The following is a 17,476-nucleotide window of genomic DNA, read 5'->3' on the forward strand; positions in this document are numbered from 1 at the left end:
CGCCTGACCCCACCCGCCCTTGAGCGGGGGCGATCATGAGGTTGGCGGGGACAAATCGGGCGACGAAGGCCGTCAACCTCATGATCGACGGGAGTCGGCGGGCGGTGAGGGTGGGTCGGTGTCCCGGGATTCGGGAGAGGGTGCCGGAGCAGCGGCGGGTGATGGCCGTCATTTCTTGCGCAAGGAATGCTTGACTCTTGCAGTGCGATGGCGGCATTCTGCTCAGACACCCTGCGCCGCACCAGAAGCCGCCACAGAACGGGATCGACACCGATGACCTCCGTCCCCAGCACCACCCCACGCACCGCCGACGACGACTGGTGGCGGTCCGCGGTCGTCTACCAGGTGTACGTCCGCAGCTTCGCTGATGCGAACGCCGACGGTGTGGGTGACCTCCAGGGCATCCGGCAGCGCCTGCCGTACCTGCGTGACCTCGGCGTGGACGCGCTCTGGCTGACGCCGTTCTACACCTCGCCGCAGGTCGACGCCGGCTACGACGTGGCCGACTACCGCGACGTCGACCCGCTGTTCGGCAACCTGACCGACTTCGACGAGATGATCACCGACGCGCACGCGCTCGGCCTGCGGATCATCGTGGACATGGTGCCGAACCACACCTCCAGCGCGCACCCGTGGTTCGCCGCCGCGCTGGCCGCCGGACCGGGTTCGCCGGAGCGTGAGCGCTACCTGTTCGCCGACGGCAAGGGCGAGCAGGGCGAGCTGCCGCCGAACGACTGGGAGAGCATCTTCGGCGGTCCGGCGTGGACGCGCGTGGTCGACGGCCAGTGGTACCTGCACCTGTTCGACCCGGCCCAGCCCGACCTGAACTGGCGCCACCCGGAGGTGCGGGCCGAGTTCGAGGACGTGCTGCGCTTCTGGCTGGACCGTGGCGTGGACGGCTTCCGGATCGACGTGGCGCACGGGATGATCAAGGCCGAGGGCCTGCCGGACGTGGGCTTCAACTCGATGACCACCGGCCAGCGCCAGTCCGAGCTGCTGGGCAAGGGCCGGCTGCCGTACTTCGACCAGGACGAGGTGCACGACATCTACCGCGCCTGGCGGCCGATCCTGGACAGCTACCCGGGTGGCCGGATGGCGGTCGCCGAGGCGTGGGCCGAGACGCCGCAGCGGCTGGCCCGCTACATCGGCCCGGACGAGCTGCACCAGGCGTTCAGCTTCGACTTCCTCGACGCCACCTGGTCGGCCGACTCGTTCCGCAAGGTGATCGACACGGCGCTGGCCGAGTCCACGATCGTGGGCGCGCCGACCACCTGGGTGCTCTCCAACCACGACCGGCAGCGGCACGTCACCCGGTACGGCGACGGCGAGGTCGGCCTGCGCCGTGCCCGTGCCGCCGCGCTGCTGATGTTCGCGCTGCCCGGCTGCGCGTACGTCTACCAGGGCGAGGAACTGGGCCTGCCGGAGGTGCTGGACCTTCCCGACGAGCTGCGTCAGGACCCGGCGTTCCGGCGCACCGGGGAGAGCCGGGACGGCTGCCGCGTGCCGATCCCGTGGGGCGGCGAGCTGCCCCCGTACGGCTTCGGGCCGGACGGCAGCGAGCTGAGCTGGCTGCCGGCGCCGGCGACCTGGCGGTCGCTGTCGGTGACCGCCCAGACCGGGGTGCCCGGCTCGACGCTGGAGCTGTACCGGACCGCGCTGCGCACCCGGCACGAGCACCCGGCGCTGGCCGGCCTGGACGCCATCACCTGGCTGGAGACCGAGCCCGGCGTCCTGGCGTTCCGCCGCACCGCCGGGGACGCCGAGGTGACCTGCGTGGTGAACATCAGCGGCGCCGAGGTGACTGTGAGCGGCTACGGCCGCCCGCTCGTCGCCAGCGCCGAACTCACCGAGCGGGGCGACGGACACGTCCTGCCGGTGGACGCGGCTGCGTGGTTCGAACGGCGCTGAGCCGGGTAACCCGCCAACGACCTGGCCGTCCGTTGTGCCCCGCGCCGACGGGCGGCTGGGCTGCCGACCCCTTGTGGTGGGGGGTGAGGTGGCCCCGGCCCCTCGGGAGTCCGCTCCCGGGGGGCCGGCGTCCATCGGGGAGCGCGCGCGTCCTCAGCCGCCCTTGGCGGTGAGCAGCGCGGCGATCCGGGCGAACCCGGCCCGGATCTCCTCCCGGTCGGGCGCCTCCAACGGCTCGGGCTCCGGCTCGCGTTCGGCGGCCCGTTCCAGTTCCTCGTCGATGACGTCCTCGAAGTCGCCGTAGAGGTCCGCCTGGTCGATCTCGGCCGCCTCGTCCTCGGCGGCGATCTGCGCGGCCGCGATCTCGCCGCGGATCTCCTCCGGTGTGAGCGCCGGCAGCAGCGGCTCCACCACCGCCATCAACTGCTCGTCGGCCACCACCGCCTCGGCCAGCGCCAGCGCGTGCGGTCGCTCGTACGGGCCGCAGACCACCGGCTCCCAGTCGTCCTCGGCACCGAGCGGGCCGAACGTGATGATCCACGGCAGACTCCGGATCGGGGAGTCGTCCGGCAGGTCCAGTGTCACGAGTGCGCCCACCGGCCCATCATGGTCGCCGCACATCGGCCCGGGGAACGCATTCATCGGACTCTCCCCGCTTCGGGGACCACGCTCAGCCACGCGTACCGGCGTCCAGCGCCGCACGGACCAGCGCGACAGCCCGCTCCGGCGCGACACCCAGGCGCCGCGCCTCGGCGGCGTACTCGGCGGCGGCCCGGTGCAGCCGGTCGGTGGCGTCGTCCCGGCCGGGGGCCACCACCGTGCCGTGCCGGCCGCGCGTCTCCACCAGGCCGGCGCCCTCCAGTTCCCGGTACGCCCGCGCCACGGTGTTCACGGCCAGCCCCAGGTCGGCGGCGAGCTGCCGCACGGCCGGGAGCCGGGTGCCCACCGGCAGCCGCCCGTCGCCGATGCGCGCGGCGAACTGCGCCCGCACCTGCTCGTACGGCGGCACCGCCGACTCGGCGTCGATCCGGATCCGCGCGCTCATCCCGCTCCCCCCGGTGTCCCCGGTTCCGTCTCCTCGTCGAGCACGTCCGCCTCCACGTCCACCTCCCGGGCACCGCCCTCGGCCAGGTCCACCACCCGGCCGTACCGGCTGGTGGCGGCGAGCGCGGCGCCGAAGAGCACCAGCTGGTTGAGCAGGTAGAGGTAGAGCAGCAGGCCCACGGCGGTGGCGACCACTGTGTACGCGGGGTTCCGCTCGGTGCGTACCACGTAGTAACGCCCCACGGTGTTCAGCAGGGTGATACCGACGGCGATGGTCAGGATCGCCGGGCGCAGCCGGCGCCGGCTCATCCGCAGCCGCGGCACTGCGAGCAGCAGCGCGGCGGCGAGCACGGCGTTGACGAGCACGCTCAGCAGCGCGCTGATCGTGGTCAGGCCCACCGAGCCGGTGCTGCGCAGCAGGAAGCGCAGCAGCGACTCCAGCGCGTCCACGGCGGCGACCGAGACGAACAGCAGCACGAAGACCGCCACCAGCACGCCCAGGTCGACAAGCCGCCGCACCACGAGGTTGCCGGGCTGCTGGTTGAAGCCGTACATCAGCCGCTGCGAGGAGCGGATCGCCTCCACCCAGCCGATGCCGGTGAAGACCAGGATGACCAGGCCGACCACGCCGACGGTGCTGCTGCTCTCGGCGATCTGCACCGGGTCGAGGAAGGGCAGGTTCTCCTCCAGGAAGTGGGCCGCGCCGCGGCTGACCTCCTCGTTGTCGCGCAGCACCGCGCCGAAGATCCAGTACGCGACGAGCGCGAGCGCGAACACGGCGAAGAAGCCGTAGTACGCGATGGCGGCGGCGAGCCGCCCGGCGAGCAGGTCGGCGTAGAGCGTCCCGGCCCGCCAGACGTGGTCGAAGACCGACGAGCGGCCCCGGGCCGCGTCGATGCGGCGCCCCACCGCCGCCTCGATCCGGCCGAAGACGTTCACCCCGTCATCCTCGCCGATCTCCGCCCGTGGCGGAGGGGCCCCGGCCGGTCGGATGTTCAGCTCCGGCCGCCGAGCCGGAAGTCGCGGCGGGGCTGCCACCGGGTCGCCCCGCTGTGCGAGAACAGCGTGAACGCGTCCACCTGGAACAACGCGGAGAAGTCGGCCAGGTCCTCGTACGCCCTGTCGAGCACCTCGGGCGGCACGTCCTGCGCCACAGTGACGTGCGGGTGGTACGGGAAGCGCAGCTCGCGCCGCAGCTCGGGGGCCGAGTTGATCGCGGCGGCCAGCAGTTCGCACTCGCTGATCCCGGCCGCCACCGCCACGAACACCACCTGGGTGACCGGGCGGAACGTGCCGGTGCCGCGCAGGTGCAGCGTGAACGGCAGGTGCGCGGCGGCGACCCGGTCCAGGTGCTCCTCGACGGCGGGCAGCGCGCGTACCGGGATCTCGGTGGGCCCGAGGAGGGTGACGTGCGCGGGGACGGCGAGCGGGTCGCCGGCCTCGACCCGGCGGCGGGTGAGCAGCCCGCCCCAGGGCTCGGGGACGTCGACAGCGATCCCGATCTGGATCGTGTCCGCGCCGCCCGGCGCCGTGTCACTGCCCGCCACGTCGCGCGCCACCCCTCCGGCCACCGGCTGCGTCACCCGTTCCCGCCCGTCCGGGCCGTTACTCGAACCGCACCGGCGGGAAGAAGCCGACCCGCTCGTACGCGTCCCGCAGCGTCCCGGCGGCCACCGACCGGGCCTTCTCCGCGCCCCGCGCCAGCAGCTTGTCGAGCTGGGCCGGGTCGTTCAGGTAGGCGTTCGTGCGTTCCTGGATCGGCGTGACGAACTCCCGCACCACCTCGGCGAGGTCCTTCTTCAGGTCGCCGTAGCCCTTGCCGTCGTACGCGGCGACCAGGTCGTCGACGGACCGGCCGGACAGCGCGGAGTAGATCGTCAGCAGGTTGGTGATGCCCGGCTTGCCCTCGGCGTCGAAGACGATCTCGCGGCCGGTGTCGGTGACCGCCGAGCGGATCTTCTTGGCCGACCGGGCCGGGTCCTCCAGCAGATCGATGATGCCGGCCGGCGAGGACGACGACTTCGACATCTTGGCCGTCGGATCCTGCAGGTCGGTGATCTTCGCGGTGTCCTTCACGATGTGCGGGGAGGGCACTGTGAAGGTGCGTCCGAACAGCGAGTTGAACCGCTGCGCCAGGTCGCGGGAGAGCTCCAGGTGCTGCCGCTGGTCCTCGCCGACCGGCACCGCGTTCGCCTGGTAGAGCAGGATGTCCGCGGCCTGGAGGATCGGGTACGTGAACAGGCCGACGCTGGCCCGCTCGCTGCCCTGCTTCTGCGACTTGTCCTTGAACTGGGTCATCCGGCCGGCCTCGCCGAAGCCGGTGATGCAGCCGAGCACCCAGGCCAGCTGCGAGTGCTCGGGCACCTGCGACTGCACGAACAGCGTGCTGCGCTCCGGGTCCAGGCCGAGCGCGAACAGCTGCGCGGCGGCGAGCCGGCTGCGGCGCTTGAGCACCAACGGGTCGTGCCCCGCGGTGATCGCGTGCAGGTCGACGACGCAGTAGTAGGCGTCGTGGCTGTCCTGCAACGCCACCCAGTGCCGCAGCGCGCCCAGGTAGTTGCCGAGGTGGAACGAGTCGGCCGTCGGCTGGATGCCGGAGAAGACGCGCGGGCGGGCGGGTACGTCGGACATGGCGGCAATTCTGTCAGCAAGCCCCGGCGTCCGTCATGACGGGCCGGTGGATCGGGCGGGTACGGGCGGAAGCGGACCGTTCACCTCACGCCGGGGCTCGGGCAGCCGCGCGGCGGAGACCGCCAGGCGGGACACCCGCCGGCCGTCGAGCGTGAGCACCCGCAGCAGCCAGCCCGCCGGATCGGCGGGGACCGATCCGGTGGCCGGGTCGACAGCCACCGGCACCTCGTCGCCCGCCACGGGCAGCCGGCCCAGGGCGGCCATCACGTACCCGCCCACCGTCTCGTACGGCCCGGCGGGCAGCGGCACCCCGGTGCGCTCGGCGAAGTCGGTCAGGTTGAGCCGGCCGTCGACGACCGCGGGCAGACCGGCGGGTTCCGGTTCGAGCGGGCCGTGCTCGTCGTCGCGGATCTCCCCGACCAGCTCCTCGACCAGGTCCTCGCAGGTGACGATGCCGGCGGTGCCGCCGTACTCGTCGACGACGACGGCCAGGTGGTGGCCCTCCCGGCGCATCTCGGTGAGCGCCGCCAGCACGCGCTTGCTGTCCGGCAGGCGCTTCACCTCCCGGATCAGGTCGCCGACCAGGAGCAGCCGGTCCGCGTCCGGGCGCAGCAGCACGTCCCGCAGGTGCACCAGGCCGACCACGTCGTCGTGGGTGCCGTCGACCACCGGGTAGCGGGTGTGCGGCTCGGCCCGGACCAGCCGCTGGGCCTGCGCCAGCGGGAGCGCCGCGCTGAGGAAGACCACCTCGGTGCGGGGCACCATCACCTCGCGGACGAGCCGGGCGCCGGCCACCAGCACCTCGTCGATGATCCGCCGTTCGTCCGGGTCGAGCAGCGTGTTCGCCGCGACCAGGTCACGCAGCTCGGCCTCGCTGATCCGTTCCCGCCCGGCGATGGGGCTGGCCCCGAGCAGGGCGGTGACCAGGCGGGTGGCGCCGTCGGCGCCGCGCACCACGAGACGGGCCACGGTGCGGGCCAGCGGGCCGGGTTCGCGTCGGGGCCGCCCCGACGGTCGCCGCCGGGGCCCGGGACCACCACCCTCCCGCATGAGAAGGATGGTAGACAGCGGTCACCGTACGCTCGGCCCAATGTTCGTATCTGTTCAATCATGGAGGATTGTGATGGAATGGAGGCGGACTCAACTCGACAGCCGCGACACAGCCCCCGGCCGTAGGGTGATCGCGGGACGGCCGCCGCGGGACGCGGCCCAGGCAGGAGGACCGACGTGAAACTGCTCGTCACCGGCGGCGCCGGCTACATCGGCAGCGTGGTGACCCGGATGCTGCTCGACCACGGCCACCAGGTGACCGTGCTGGACGACCTGCGCACCGGTCACCGGGAGGCCCTCGCCCCCGACGCCACCCACGTCGAGCTGCCGGTGCACGAGGCCGCCCGGGTGCTCACCCCCGACGCAGGGTTCGACGGCGTGCTGCACTTCGCCGCCCTCATCGCCGCCGGCGAGTCGATGATCCGCCCCGAGCTGTACTGGCACACCAACACGGTCGGCTCGATCGCGCTCATCGACGCGGTCCGCGCCGCCCGGGTGCCCCGGATGGTCTTCTCCTCCACCGCCGCCGTCTACGGCAACCCCACCGAGCTGCCCATCCCGGAAACCGCCGTCAAGGCGCCCACCAGCACCTACGGCGCCACCAAGCTGGCCGTCGACATGGCGCTCACCTCCGAGGCGATCGCGCACGACCTGGCCGCCGTCTCGCTGCGCTACTTCAACGTCGCCGGGGCGTACCTGCGCGACGGGCTGGCCATCGGCGAGCGGCACGACCCGGAGACGCACCTCATCCCGATCGCGCTCGACGTGGCCGCCGGACGGCGGGAGAAGCTCCAGCTCTTCGGCGACGACTACCCCACAGTCGACGGCACCTGCGTCCGCGACTACATCCACGTCGAAGACCTGGCCCGCGCCCACCTGCTCGCGCTGGACGCGGCCACCCCGGGCCGGCACCGCATCTACAACCTCGGCAACGGCAACGGCTTCACCAACCGGCAGGTGGTCGACGTGGTCCGCGAGGTCACCGGGCACCCGGTGCCGGTCGAGGTGGCCCCCCGCCGCGAGGGCGACCCGGCCGAGCTGGTCGCATCCTCCGCGCTGGCCCGCGACGAGCTGGGCTGGACGCCGACCAAGCCGACCCTGCACGACATGGTCGGCGACGCCTGGGCGTTCTACCGGGCGCACGTCGCGGAACAGCCCTCGTGAGCGCGAGGAGTGAGCCGGGGTTGCGAGCCCCGCAGTCGCGAACGAAAGAAGGCACGGCATGAACGTCGCCGACCGCGCCACGGCCGGCTTCCGGCAGCGGTACGGCACCGAACCGGCGGGCCGCTGGGCGGCTCCCGGCCGGGTCAACCTGATCGGCGAGCACACCGACTACAACGACGGCTTCGTGCTGCCCTTCGCGCTGCCGCTGCGTACCGTGGTCGCCGCCGCGCCCGCCCTCGACGGACGCTGGACCGTCTGGTCGGAGCTGGATGACGAACCGGTCGAGTTCGGCGCGGCGGAGGCCGACGAGCCCGGCCGGGTCGACGGCTGGGCCGCCTACGTGGCCGGGGTGGTGTGGGCGCTGCGCGCCGACGGCCACGACGTGCCGGGCGCGCGGCTCGCCGTCGCCTCCGACGTGCCGGTCGGCTCCGGGCTCTCCTCGTCGGCGGCGATCGAGTCGGCGGTGCTGGCCGCGCTGGTCGACCTCGGCGGGCTCGACCTGCCCGCCGGCCGGTGGCCGCGGCTCGCCCAGCGGGCCGAGAACGACTACGTCGGCGCGCCCACCGGGATCATGGACCAGTCCGCGGTGATCCGCGGCCGGGCCGGGCACGCGCTGTTCCTCGACTGCCGCACCGAGGAGGTCGAGCAGATCCCGTTCGACCTGGACGGCGCCGGGCTGGCGGTGCTGGTGATCGACAGCCGGGCGCCGCACCGGCACGCGGACGGCGAGTACGCCGCTCGGCGCAAGAGCTGCGAGCAGGCCGCCGCGACGCTCGGGGTGACAGCGCTGCGCGACGTCGACGTGACCGACCTCGACGCCGCGCTGGCGCGCCTCGACGACGACGAGACCCGCCGCCGGGTCCGGCACGTGGTGACCGAGAACCAGCGGGTGCTCGACACCGTCGCGCTGCTGCGCGCCGGGCGGGTCCGCGACACCGGTCCGCTGCTGACCGCCTCGCACGCCTCCATGCGCGACGACTTCGAGATCACCGTGCCGGAGATCGACACCGCGGTCGAGACGGCGCTGGCCGCCGGGGCGTACGGCGCGCGGATGACCGGCGGTGGCTTCGGCGGCTGCGTGCTCGCCCTGGTCGACGCCGACGCCGCCGACACGGTGGCGGCCGCCGTGACCGAGGCGTACGCCGAGCGCGGCTTCACCGCCCCCGGCACGCTCACCGTCCTGCCCGCCGGTGGCGTCACTGAGGTGTAAGGAAGGGCCCCTTATTAACGCCTGCGGTAGAGGAAGGGCCCCTTGTTAACAGCGCACTGTTAACAAGGGGCCCTTCCTTGCAACCCAGGGTCAGCCGGCCTCGACGATCATGCCGGCGCCGACCGTACGGTTCGTCGACTCGTCGATGATCACGAAGCCGCCGGTGGTGCGGTTACGGCGGTACTCGTCGGCCAGCAGCGGAACCGTGGTGCGCAGCCGGACCCGGCCGATCTCGTTGAGCTTCAGCTCACCGGCCGTCTCGTCGCGGTGCAGCGAGTTGATGTCCAACCGGTAGTGCAGCCCGCGCACGATCGCCCGCGCCGAGCGGGTCGTGTGCTTGATCGCGTACTTGCCGCCGACCTGCAACGGCCGCGTCTCGTCCATCCAGCAGATCATCGCCTCGATGTCCTGCACGGCCATCGGGGCGTTGTTCGGCCGGCAGATCATGTCGCCGCGGGAGATGTCCAGCTCGTCGGTCAGCCGGACCGTCACCGACATCGGCGGGAACGCCTCGTCCACCGGGCCGTCCGCGGTCTCCACCGCGGCGATCCGGCTGGTGAAGCCCGACGGCAGCACCATGACCTCGTCGCCCGGCTTGAGCACGCCGGAGGCCACCTGACCGGCGTAACCCCGGTAGTCGGTGACGGTGGTGGACTGCGGCCGGATCACGTACTGCACCGGGAACCGCACGTCGACCAGGTTGCGGTCCGACGCGATGTGCACCCGCTCCAGGTGGTGCAGCAGCGACGGGCCCTCGTACCAGGGCATGTTCTCCGAGCGGGTGACGATGTTGTCGCCCTGCAGCGCGGACACCGGCACCACAGTCAGGTCCGGCACGTCGAGCTTCGCGGCGAACGCGGTGAACTCGTCCGCGATCCGCTCGTAGACCTCCTGCGACCAGTCCACCAGGTCCATCTTGTTCACGCACAGGACCAGGTGCGGCACCCGCAGCAGCGAGCAGAGGAACGCGTGCCGGCGGGACTGCTCCACCAGGCCCTTACGCGCGTCCACCAGGATCAGCGCCAGGTCGGCCGTGGAGGCACCGGTGACCATGTTCCGGGTGTACTGGATGTGCCCCGGGGTGTCGGCGATGATGAACTTCCGCCTCGGCGTGGCGAAGTAGCGGTACGCCACGTCGATGGTGATGCCCTGCTCCCGCTCGGCGCGCAGGCCGTCGGTGAGCAGCGCCAGGTTCGTGTACTCGTCGCCCCGGGCCGCGCTGACCGCCTCGACGGCGGCGAGCTGGTCACTGAACAGCGACTTGGTGTCGTAGAGCAGACGGCCGATCAGCGTCGACTTGCCGTCGTCGACGCTGCCCGCGGTGGCGAACCGCAGCAGGTCCATCGGCCGCGCGGTCTCGCTCTCGGCCGGGGCCAGGGTCTCGACGCTCATCAGAAGTAGCCCTCTCGCTTGCGGTCCTCCATGGCGGCCTCGCTGACCCGGTCGTCGCCGCGGGTCGCGCCGCGCTCGGTGATCCGCGTGGCGGCCACCTCCTCGATCACCTTCTCCACCGTGTCGGCGTCCGAGCGGACCGCCGCGGTGCAGGAGGCGTCACCCACGGTCCGGTACCGCACCTGGGCCTTGAACGGCTGCTCACCGGCGCGCGCCCGGAAGAACTCGTTCACCGCGTAGAGCATGCCGTCGCGCTCGATCACCTCGCGCTCGTGCGCGTAGTAGATCGACGGCAGCGGGATCCGCTCCCGCTCGATGTAGTGCCAGACGTCCAGCTCGGTCCAGTTCGACAGCGGGAACACCCGGATCGACTCGCCCGGGTGGTGCCGGCCGTTGTAGAGCGCCCACAGCTCCGGACGCTGGTTCTTCGGATCCCACTGGCCGAACTCGTCGCGGAAGCTGAACACCCGCTCCTTGGCCCGCGCCTTCTCCTCGTCGCGCCGGGCGCCGCCGAACAGCGCGTCGAAGCGGTGCTTCTCCACCGCCTCCAGCAGCACCGGCGTCTGGATCCGGTTGCGCATGCCGTCGGCCGACTCGCGGACCAGGCCCTTGTTCAGCGCCTCCGGCACGCTCGCCACGATGAGCTGCAGGCCCAGCTCGGCCACCCGCTGATCGCGGTAGTCGAGCACCTCGGGGAAGTTGTGCCCGGTGTCCACGTGCATCACCGGGAAGGGGATGTTGGCCGGCGCGAACGCCTTCTGGGCCAACCGGAGCATCACGATCGAGTCCTTGCCGCCGGAGAACAGCAGCACCGGCCGTTCCATCTCGGCGACGACCTCGCGCATCACGAAGATGCTCTCCGCCTCGAGCGCGTCGAGGTGCGACACCTGGTACGCGGCGGGGGACGTCATGACACGAACTCGATTCGCACGGATCCGTACATCGGATTCCAGACCTTTCAGGTCGGACTCGTGAAGAAGAACGCTCAGGTTACCCGGAATGCCGCTGCAACGCTGCAAGCAACCGACTCGCGAGATCCTTGCGGCAGACCAGCAGATCCGGTAGGCGCGGGTCGGCCCCGTTGTATTTCAGCGCAGAACCGTCGATCCGGGAAGCATGCAGACCGGTGGCCGTCGCCACAGCGACCGGAGCGGCCGAATCCCACTCGTACTGACCGCCCGCGTGGATGTACGCGTCGACCTCACCCGTGACCACGGCGGCGATCTTCGCGCCCGCCGAGCCCATCGGAACCAGATGAGCGCCGACGTCCTCTGCCAGGTCGGTCAGGAAAACCGGCGGACGGCTACGGCTGGCCGCCAAGCGGATGACCCGCGCGCCGCCCCCGGTGGCCGCCTCCACTGTCATCGGCGGGTACGCCGGCGGGTGGTCCGTGCCGAGCACCCGGTGCTGGGCCGGCAGCGCCACCGCGCCCGCCACCAGACCGTGCGGCCGCGACGCGTTACGCGACCAGAGCGCCACGTGCACCGCCCAGTCCGCGCGCCCCTCCTCCGCGTACTCCCGGGTGCCGTCCAGCGGGTCGATGATCCAGACCCGGTCCGCGGTCAGGCGCGACAGCGCCGCGTCTGTCACCTCCGCCGTCCAGGCCAGCCGCGAGCCCTCGTCCTCCTCCGACAGCACCGCGTCCGCCGGCCGCCACTTCGCCAGCTCGGTGCGGATCAGATCGTGCGAGACCTTGTCGCCGGCCGACCGGAGCGCGCCCGCGTCGGCGAAGCCCATCTCCGCGCGCAGGGCCGTCAGCGCCTGACCGGCCCGGGACGCCAGCCACCGGGCGAACCCGCCGTCGATCATCGGAGGACTGCCCATGCTGCTCCCGTCACCCGCCTTCGCTCCCGTCGCCCGAGGCTACCGGCCGGGCTCCGCCCCGCCGCTCAACCCCCGTGGTACAGGTTCTGCGTCGGCTCCACGCCCTTCAGAACCACGGACTCCACCACGTCCGCCGCGCGGTCCACCAGGAACTCCAGCTCCTTGCGCTCCGACGAAGAGAAATCCGAGAGTACGTAGTCAGCCGGGTCCTGCCGGCCCGGCGGCCGGCCGATGCCGAACCGCACCCGCACGTAGTCCTTGGTGCCGAGCGACTTCGACATCGAGCGCAGGCCGTTGTGCCCGCCCTCGCCGCCGCCGCACTTCACCCGCACCTGCCCGTACGGGATGTCCAGCTCGTCGTGCACCGCGATCACGTGCGCCGGCGGGATCTTGTGGAACTGCGCCAGCCCGGCCACCGGACCGCCGGAGAGGTTCATGTACGTCAACGGCTTCAGCAGCACCAGCTTCGGACCGCCGAACCCCAGCCGCCCCTCCGCGGCCTCGGCCATCGCACGCTTGTGCCGCCCGAACTTCGCGCCCACCCGGGCCGCCAGCAGGTCGGCCACCATGAACCCGACGTTGTGCCGGTTGCCCGCGTACTCCCGGCCGGGGTTGCCCAGGCCGACCACCAGCCACGGTCCCGCCTCGTCCGTCACCCGACGCCCCTTCCCGCTCGCTCGCCCGACCAGCCGTCCCGATACGCCGACAGGCGCCCCCGGGAACCGGGGACGCCTGTCGCACAGCCTTGCGGACCGGTCAGGCCTCGGTCTTCGCCTCGGCCGGGGCCTCCTCGCCCTCGGCGGCCGGAGCGCCCTCGGCACCCTCGGCGGTCTCCTCGCCGACCTCGGCCTCGGCCTCCTCGGTGGCCTCCTCGACCTCGGGGAGGGTGGCCTCGAGCTGCTCGGCGGTCGGAGCGGCGGTCACCGAGGCGACAGCGGTCTCCTCGTCGGTGGCCAGCTCGACGCCGGCCGGCAGCTCGACGTCGGCGGCGGTGATCGTGGTGCCCGGCTCGGCGCCCTCGATCGACGCCTCCAGGTGGTCCGGCACCTTGGTCGCGTCGGCGGTCACCGACAGCGTGTCGTGGTCGTGCACGATCAGGGTGTCCTTCGCGGCCTCACCGGTCAGCTGGACCGGGACCTCGACGGTGACCTTCTCGCCACGGCGGACCAGCAGCAGGTCCACGTGCTCGAAGGTGTCCTTGATCGGGTCACGCTGGATCGCCTTCGGCAGCGCCAGCACCTGGGTGCCGTCGCTGACCTCGATCGCGAAGAGCTGGTTCGCGCCGCCCTTACGGATCGCGGCGGCGAACTCCCGCGCCGGAAGCGCGATGTGCTTGGGCTTCTCGCCGTGGCCGTACAGCACGGCGGGCACCTTGCCGGCCCGGCGGGTACGACGGGCACCACCCTTGCCGAACTCGGTACGGGGCTCGGCGCTGATCTTTACCTCGGACACGGGGAAACTCCTGATGCTTCGCTGCGGCGGCTTGTCGTCTGGCGGTGCTGGGGCGAGGGGCTCGCTGGGGCTAGGGTCATGAACGACCGCCCGGAGCACCGCGTCGATGACGGCGCCTCCGTGCGGTGCTTGTCAGCAGCCCGCCGGGCACCCTCGCCGTGGCAACCGCACCAGTCTACCCGAGGGAATTCCCGGCTCTCCGGCAGTCCCCCATATCACCGCCCCGCCGGTTCCGCAGGGCATCGGCCCGGCCGCCGGGAACTCCCGGCGACCGGACCGCACGCTCAGCTCAGGCCACCGAACAGGGTGGTCACCGAGCCGTCGTCGAAGACCTCCCGGATCGCCCGCGCCAGCAGCGGGGCGATCGACAGTACGGTCAGCTTGTCCAGCTGCTTCTCCGACGGCAGCGGCAGCGTGTTCGTCACCACGACCTCGCTGATCGGGCTGTTCTTCAGCCGCTCCGTCGCCGGGTCGGACAGCAGCGCGTGGGTCGAGGCGACCACGATCTCCGCCGCGCCCTGCTCCTTGAGGATGTCCGCCGCCTTGGTGATCGTGCCACCGGTGTCGATCATGTCGTCCACGATCAGGCACACCCGGCCCTCGACCTCACCGACCACCCGGTTCGCCACCACCTGGTTCGGCTTGAGCGGATCGCGGGTCTTGTGGATGAACGCCAGCGGGCAGCCGCCCAGCCGGTCGGTCCAGCGCTCGGCCACGCGTACCCGGCCCGAGTCCGGTGCCACCACGGTCATCGGCCGGCCCGCGTACTTGTGCTCCACGTACTCGGCCAGCACGTCCATCGCGAACAGGTGGTCCACCGGGCCGTCGAAGAAGCCCTGGATCTGCGCGGTGTGCAGGTCCACGGTCAGGATCCGGTTCGCGCCCGCCGTCTTCAGCAGGTCGGCGATCAGCCGCGCCGAGATCGGCTCCCGGCCGCGGTGCTTCTTGTCCTGCCGCGAGTACGGGTAGAACGGCAGTACCACGGTGATCCGCTTGGCCGAGCCGCGCTTCAGCGCGTCGACCATGATCAGGGTCTCCATGACCCAGGTGTTCACGCCGTGCGTCACGGACTGCACCACGAAGGCGTCCGAACCACGGACCGAGTCCTTGTACCGTACGAAGATCTCGCCGTTGGCGAAGTCGTACGCGTCGGCCGGCGTCGGCGCGACGCCGAGCACCTCACCGATCTCCTTGGCCAGCTCCGGAAAACCCCTCCCGGAGAAGAGCATCAGGCTCTTGCGGTTTTCGGCGACGATGCTGCCCATGGGCCCGTCTGCTCCCGTATGTCGGTGGTGCCCGGCGGCGGTGGGGCCGGGGACTGTTCGGTTGCAGTATGCCCCCGGTTCAGCGATCCACCCACGGCCCGCCGATCCCCGTGGATTCAGTCACCTTCGCTTGCGGCGCCGCCCGTGTCCGGCGCACCCTCACCGGCCCGCCGCGCCGCCTCCGCGGCGTCCGTACCGGCCCGCTTGCGCAGCACCCAGCCCTCCACGTTGCGCTGCTGACCACGCGCCACCGCCATCGCGCCCGGCGGCACGTCTCCGGTGATCACCGAACCCGCAGCGGTGTACGCGCCGTCGCCCACCCGCACCGGCGCCACGAACATGTTGTCCGCTCCGGTACGGGCGTGACTGCCGATGGTGGTGTGGTGCTTGCGTACCCCGTCGTAGTTGACGAAGACGGTGGCCGCGCCGATGTTGCTGTGGTCGCCGATCGTCGCGTCGCCCACGTACGACAGGTGCGGCACCTTCGACCCGTCACCGATCGACGCCTTCTTGGTCTCCACGAACGTGCCGACCTTCGCCTTGCGGCCCAGCCGCGACTCCGGCCGCAGGTACGCGTACGGGCCGACGCTCGCCTGCGGGCCCACCTCGGCGCCGAGCGCGTGGCTGCGCACGATGCTCGCGCCCGCGCCCACAACCGTGTCCACGAGCGTGGTGTCCGGGCCGACGAGCGCGCCCTCGCCGACCACTGTCGCGCCCTGGAGCTGCGTGTTCTGGTCGATCACCGCGTCCCGCTCGACGGTCACGGTCACGTCGATCCAGGTGGTGTGCGGGTCGAGGATGCTGACCCCGGTACGCATCCAGCCCTCGTTGATCCGGTCGCGCAGCAGGCGGCGCAGCGCGGCCAGCTCGACCCGGTCGTTGCAGCCGAGCGTCTCCACGTGGTCGGCGGCGCAGTGCACGGCCACCGGCTCACCGGCGTCGCGCAGCAGCGCGAAGACGTCGGTCAGGTACTCCTCGCCCTGGTCGTTGTCCGTGGAGAGCTTGCCCAGCGCCTCCCGCAGGCGAGCCGCGTCGAACGCGTAGATGCCCGCGTTGATCTCCCGCAGCGCGCGCTGCTGGGGGGTGGCGTCGCGCTCCTCGACGATCTGCTCCAGGTGCCCCTGCGCGTCCCGCACGATCCGGCCCAGACCGGTCGGGTCCGGCACCTCGGCGGCCAGCACTGTCGCCGCCGCGGCGGCCTCCTCGTGCGCCTCGACGAGCGCCTGGACCGTCTCCGGCCGCAGCAGCGGCACGTCCCCGTTGATCACCACGACGGTGCCGGTCGCGTCCGGCACCGCGTCCAGCGCGATGCGGACCGCGTGCCCGGTGCCGAGCTGGCGCTCCTGGAGCACCGGCGTGGCACCCGGGGCGACCTCGGTCAGGTGCTCCCGGACCTGGTCGGCGCCGTGGCCGACCACGACCACCGAGCGGTCCGCGCCCAGCGGACCGGCCGCGGCCAGGACGTGACCGAGCAGGGTACGGCCGAGCAGCGGGTGCAGCACCTTGGGCAGGGACGACTTCATCCGCTTGCCCTCACCGGCGGCGAGCACGACAACGGTGCGGAGGTGGGGCTGGGACACGACGTGGCTCCCGTCGGGACGGCGACAGTCTCGCGGTCATGCTAACCACGCGACGGAGGGCAAACAGCAGAAGCTCCCGGGAGAGGATTCGAACCCCTATAATCAGGACCAAAACCTGACGTCCTGCCATTAGACGACCCGGGATGGTCGAAAACGGGCAAATAGTATTACGCCCGCCGGCTGCCTACACCTTACCGGTCACGAGGTGGATCTTCATTGCTCATTCCTTTCATGATCCCTTCGATCCTCCAATAGAGACGGGTTCCACCCACGACGTGCACGGTCAGGCAGCCGTGGTAGTCGGCTCCGACGTTCTTGCGCCTGGTCAGCGGCCGGTGCCTCTTGATCGTGGTGGGCTGGAAGCTCTCCGCCGGCACGCCTACCCGAGCCGCCCACCACCGCACCGCAGCCGCGTCGTCCGCCGTCTCGTGGATGCTCACCCGGAACCTCCGGTCCTCGACCGGCACCTCGACGGCGTTCAGGAAGCGAAGGAAGAGCATCACCAGCAACGGATCGCTGTTGACGAATTTGATCCGGCAGTCGTTCGGACGCCAGGGCTTCGCCTTGCCACCCTCACACCAGTAGAGCGCCGCGCCGATCAGCAACAACTCGCGCCGGTCGAGGCGCCGCACCCAGTCCGCCGACGCGGCCACCGCCTCGGCCCGGGCCGCGTCCCGCGCCGCCCGGTGCGCGCTCCACTGCGCGTCGGCACGCGCCTGCTGAGCGACCCGCCGGCGCCGGCGCACTAGCTCCGGATCCAGCGGCACATGCCGGGTCCACAGGTATGCCGTGGACTTCGAGACGCCGAGCGCCTTCGCGATCTCCCCCACCGGTGAGCCGGCTCGCCGCAGAGCCAGCGCCCGCGCATGCAGCTCCGGCTTCCACCCCCGGTAAGAGGGCGGACGACTACCGGACTCATCATCGACGGTCACCGGAGCAGATTAGAACACCCGTAC

Annotated in this window: 17 protein-coding genes and 1 tRNA gene; 3 read left to right on the forward strand and 15 right to left on the reverse strand. The window is 71.9% G+C overall.

Going from position 1 to position 17,476, the window contains the following annotated elements; genetic code table 11:
* Positions 1-273 precede the first annotated feature (273 nt).
* The gene (locus ABD52_RS03135; protein ID WP_013473958.1) at positions 274-1,908 is read left to right on the forward strand and encodes a glycoside hydrolase family 13 protein; all 1,635 of its coding nucleotides are present in this window, start codon (positions 274-276) and stop codon (positions 1,906-1,908) included.
* Positions 1,909-2,061: 153 nt separating this feature from the next.
* Here ABD52_RS03135 and ABD52_RS03140 read toward each other — a convergent pair whose 3' ends face one another.
* The 6 genes from ABD52_RS03140 to ABD52_RS03165 all read right to left on the reverse strand — a co-directional run bounded on the left by ABD52_RS03140 (position 2,062) and on the right by ABD52_RS03165 (position 6,633).
* Positions 2,062-2,505 (reverse strand): hypothetical protein, encoded by a 444-nt coding sequence (locus ABD52_RS03140; protein ID WP_200905154.1) that lies wholly within the window; start codon positions 2,503-2,505, stop codon positions 2,062-2,064.
* A gap of 73 nt (positions 2,506-2,578) precedes the next feature.
* On the reverse strand, positions 2,579-2,953 hold the full coding sequence (locus ABD52_RS03145; protein WP_013283968.1) for a GntR family transcriptional regulator: 375 nt from the start codon (positions 2,951-2,953) through the stop codon (positions 2,579-2,581).
* Complete coding sequence (locus tag ABD52_RS03150) at positions 2,950-3,891, reverse strand: YhjD/YihY/BrkB family envelope integrity protein (RefSeq protein WP_013283967.1); 942 nt, start codon at positions 3,889-3,891, stop codon at positions 2,950-2,952. Before ABD52_RS03150 ends, ABD52_RS03145 begins: the two co-directional genes overlap by 4 nt.
* 56 nt (positions 3,892-3,947) lie before the next feature.
* Positions 3,948-4,523, reverse strand: coding sequence for a 2'-5' RNA ligase family protein (locus tag ABD52_RS03155; protein ID WP_225319617.1), 576 nt, complete (start codon positions 4,521-4,523; stop codon positions 3,948-3,950).
* A gap of 34 nt (positions 4,524-4,557) precedes the next feature.
* Entirely contained in the window at positions 4,558-5,583 is a 1,026-nt protein-coding gene (gene trpS / locus ABD52_RS03160) for a tryptophan--tRNA ligase (RefSeq protein WP_013283965.1), read from the reverse strand.
* Between the two features lie 33 nt (positions 5,584-5,616).
* Complete coding sequence (locus tag ABD52_RS03165; RefSeq protein ID WP_200905155.1) at positions 5,617-6,633, reverse strand: hemolysin family protein; 1,017 nt, start codon at positions 6,631-6,633, stop codon at positions 5,617-5,619.
* Between the two features lie 231 nt (positions 6,634-6,864).
* Between ABD52_RS03165 and galE the strand changes: the two genes are divergently transcribed.
* Both galE and galK read left to right on the forward strand, forming a co-directional pair.
* Positions 6,865-7,797 (forward strand): UDP-glucose 4-epimerase GalE, encoded by a 933-nt coding sequence (galE, locus tag ABD52_RS03170; RefSeq protein WP_235437321.1) that lies wholly within the window; start codon positions 6,865-6,867, stop codon positions 7,795-7,797.
* 58 nt (positions 7,798-7,855) lie between these two features.
* Positions 7,856-9,007, forward strand: coding sequence for a galactokinase (gene galK, locus ABD52_RS03175; RefSeq protein ID WP_047890723.1), 1,152 nt, complete (start codon positions 7,856-7,858; stop codon positions 9,005-9,007).
* Between the two features lie 90 nt (positions 9,008-9,097).
* Here galK and ABD52_RS03180 read toward each other — a convergent pair whose 3' ends face one another.
* The 9 genes from ABD52_RS03180 to ABD52_RS03220 all read right to left on the reverse strand — a co-directional run bounded on the left by ABD52_RS03180 (position 9,098) and on the right by ABD52_RS03220 (position 17,452).
* Positions 9,098-10,399 (reverse strand): sulfate adenylyltransferase subunit 1, encoded by a 1,302-nt coding sequence (locus ABD52_RS03180; protein WP_013283961.1) that lies wholly within the window; start codon positions 10,397-10,399, stop codon positions 9,098-9,100.
* Positions 10,399-11,310 (reverse strand): sulfate adenylyltransferase subunit CysD, encoded by a 912-nt coding sequence (cysD, locus tag ABD52_RS03185; protein ID WP_013283960.1) that lies wholly within the window; start codon positions 11,308-11,310, stop codon positions 10,399-10,401. Before cysD ends, ABD52_RS03180 begins: the two co-directional genes overlap by 1 nt.
* A 79-nt stretch (positions 11,311-11,389) precedes the next feature.
* Positions 11,390-12,223 carry an inositol monophosphatase family protein gene (locus ABD52_RS03190; protein WP_030274093.1) on the reverse strand — a complete coding sequence of 278 codons (834 nt, stop codon included), beginning with the start codon at positions 12,221-12,223 and terminating at the stop codon, positions 11,390-11,392.
* Positions 12,224-12,288: 65 nt separating this feature from the next.
* Positions 12,289-12,879, reverse strand: a complete 591-nt coding sequence (gene pth / locus ABD52_RS03195; protein ID WP_013473953.1) for an aminoacyl-tRNA hydrolase — start codon at positions 12,877-12,879, stop codon at positions 12,289-12,291.
* A gap of 100 nt (positions 12,880-12,979) precedes the next feature.
* Positions 12,980-13,675 (reverse strand): 50S ribosomal protein L25/general stress protein Ctc, encoded by a 696-nt coding sequence (locus ABD52_RS03200; protein WP_013283957.1) that lies wholly within the window; start codon positions 13,673-13,675, stop codon positions 12,980-12,982.
* A 284-nt stretch (positions 13,676-13,959) separates the two neighbouring features.
* Positions 13,960-14,940: a ribose-phosphate diphosphokinase gene (locus ABD52_RS03205; RefSeq protein WP_013283956.1), complete on the reverse strand. Its 981-nt coding sequence runs from the start codon at positions 14,938-14,940 to the stop codon at positions 13,960-13,962.
* 116 nt (positions 14,941-15,056) lie between these two features.
* Entirely contained in the window at positions 15,057-16,520 is a 1,464-nt protein-coding gene (gene glmU, locus ABD52_RS03210; protein WP_013283955.1) for a bifunctional UDP-N-acetylglucosamine diphosphorylase/glucosamine-1-phosphate N-acetyltransferase GlmU, read from the reverse strand.
* 73 nt (positions 16,521-16,593) lie between these two features.
* Positions 16,594-16,664 (reverse strand) — tRNA-Gln (locus ABD52_RS03215).
* A 47-nt stretch (positions 16,665-16,711) separates the two neighbouring features.
* Positions 16,712-17,452 (reverse strand): helix-turn-helix domain-containing protein, encoded by a 741-nt coding sequence (locus tag ABD52_RS03220; protein WP_047890724.1) that lies wholly within the window; start codon positions 17,450-17,452, stop codon positions 16,712-16,714.
* Positions 17,453-17,476: the final 24 nt, after the last annotated feature.

Origin of the sequence: Micromonospora sp. RV43, assembly GCF_001029515.1 — a bacterium.
Lineage (GTDB): Bacteria > Actinomycetota > Actinomycetes > Mycobacteriales > Micromonosporaceae > Micromonospora > Micromonospora aurantiaca.

Coding starts and splice junctions, on each gene's coding strand:
- ABD52_RS03135 (WP_013473958.1), top strand. CDS start 274: ATGACCTCCGTCCCCAGCACCACCCCACGCACCGCCGACGACGACTGG.
- ABD52_RS03145 (WP_013283968.1), bottom strand. CDS start 2,953: ATGAGCGCGCGGATCCGGATCGACGCCGAGTCGGCGGTGCCGCCGTAC.
- trpS (WP_013283965.1), bottom strand. CDS start 5,583: ATGTCCGACGTACCCGCCCGCCCGCGCGTCTTCTCCGGCATCCAGCCG.
- ABD52_RS03165 (WP_200905155.1), bottom strand. CDS start 6,633: ATGCGGGAGGGTGGTGGTCCCGGGCCCCGGCGGCGACCGTCGGGGCGG.
- galE (WP_235437321.1), top strand. CDS start 6,865: ATGCTGCTCGACCACGGCCACCAGGTGACCGTGCTGGACGACCTGCGC.
- galK (WP_047890723.1), top strand. CDS start 7,856: ATGAACGTCGCCGACCGCGCCACGGCCGGCTTCCGGCAGCGGTACGGC.
- ABD52_RS03180 (WP_013283961.1), bottom strand. CDS start 10,399: ATGAGCGTCGAGACCCTGGCCCCGGCCGAGAGCGAGACCGCGCGGCCG.
- cysD (WP_013283960.1), bottom strand. CDS start 11,310: ATGACGTCCCCCGCCGCGTACCAGGTGTCGCACCTCGACGCGCTCGAG.
- ABD52_RS03190 (WP_030274093.1), bottom strand. CDS start 12,223: ATGGGCAGTCCTCCGATGATCGACGGCGGGTTCGCCCGGTGGCTGGCG.
- ABD52_RS03205 (WP_013283956.1), bottom strand. CDS start 14,940: ATGGGCAGCATCGTCGCCGAAAACCGCAAGAGCCTGATGCTCTTCTCC.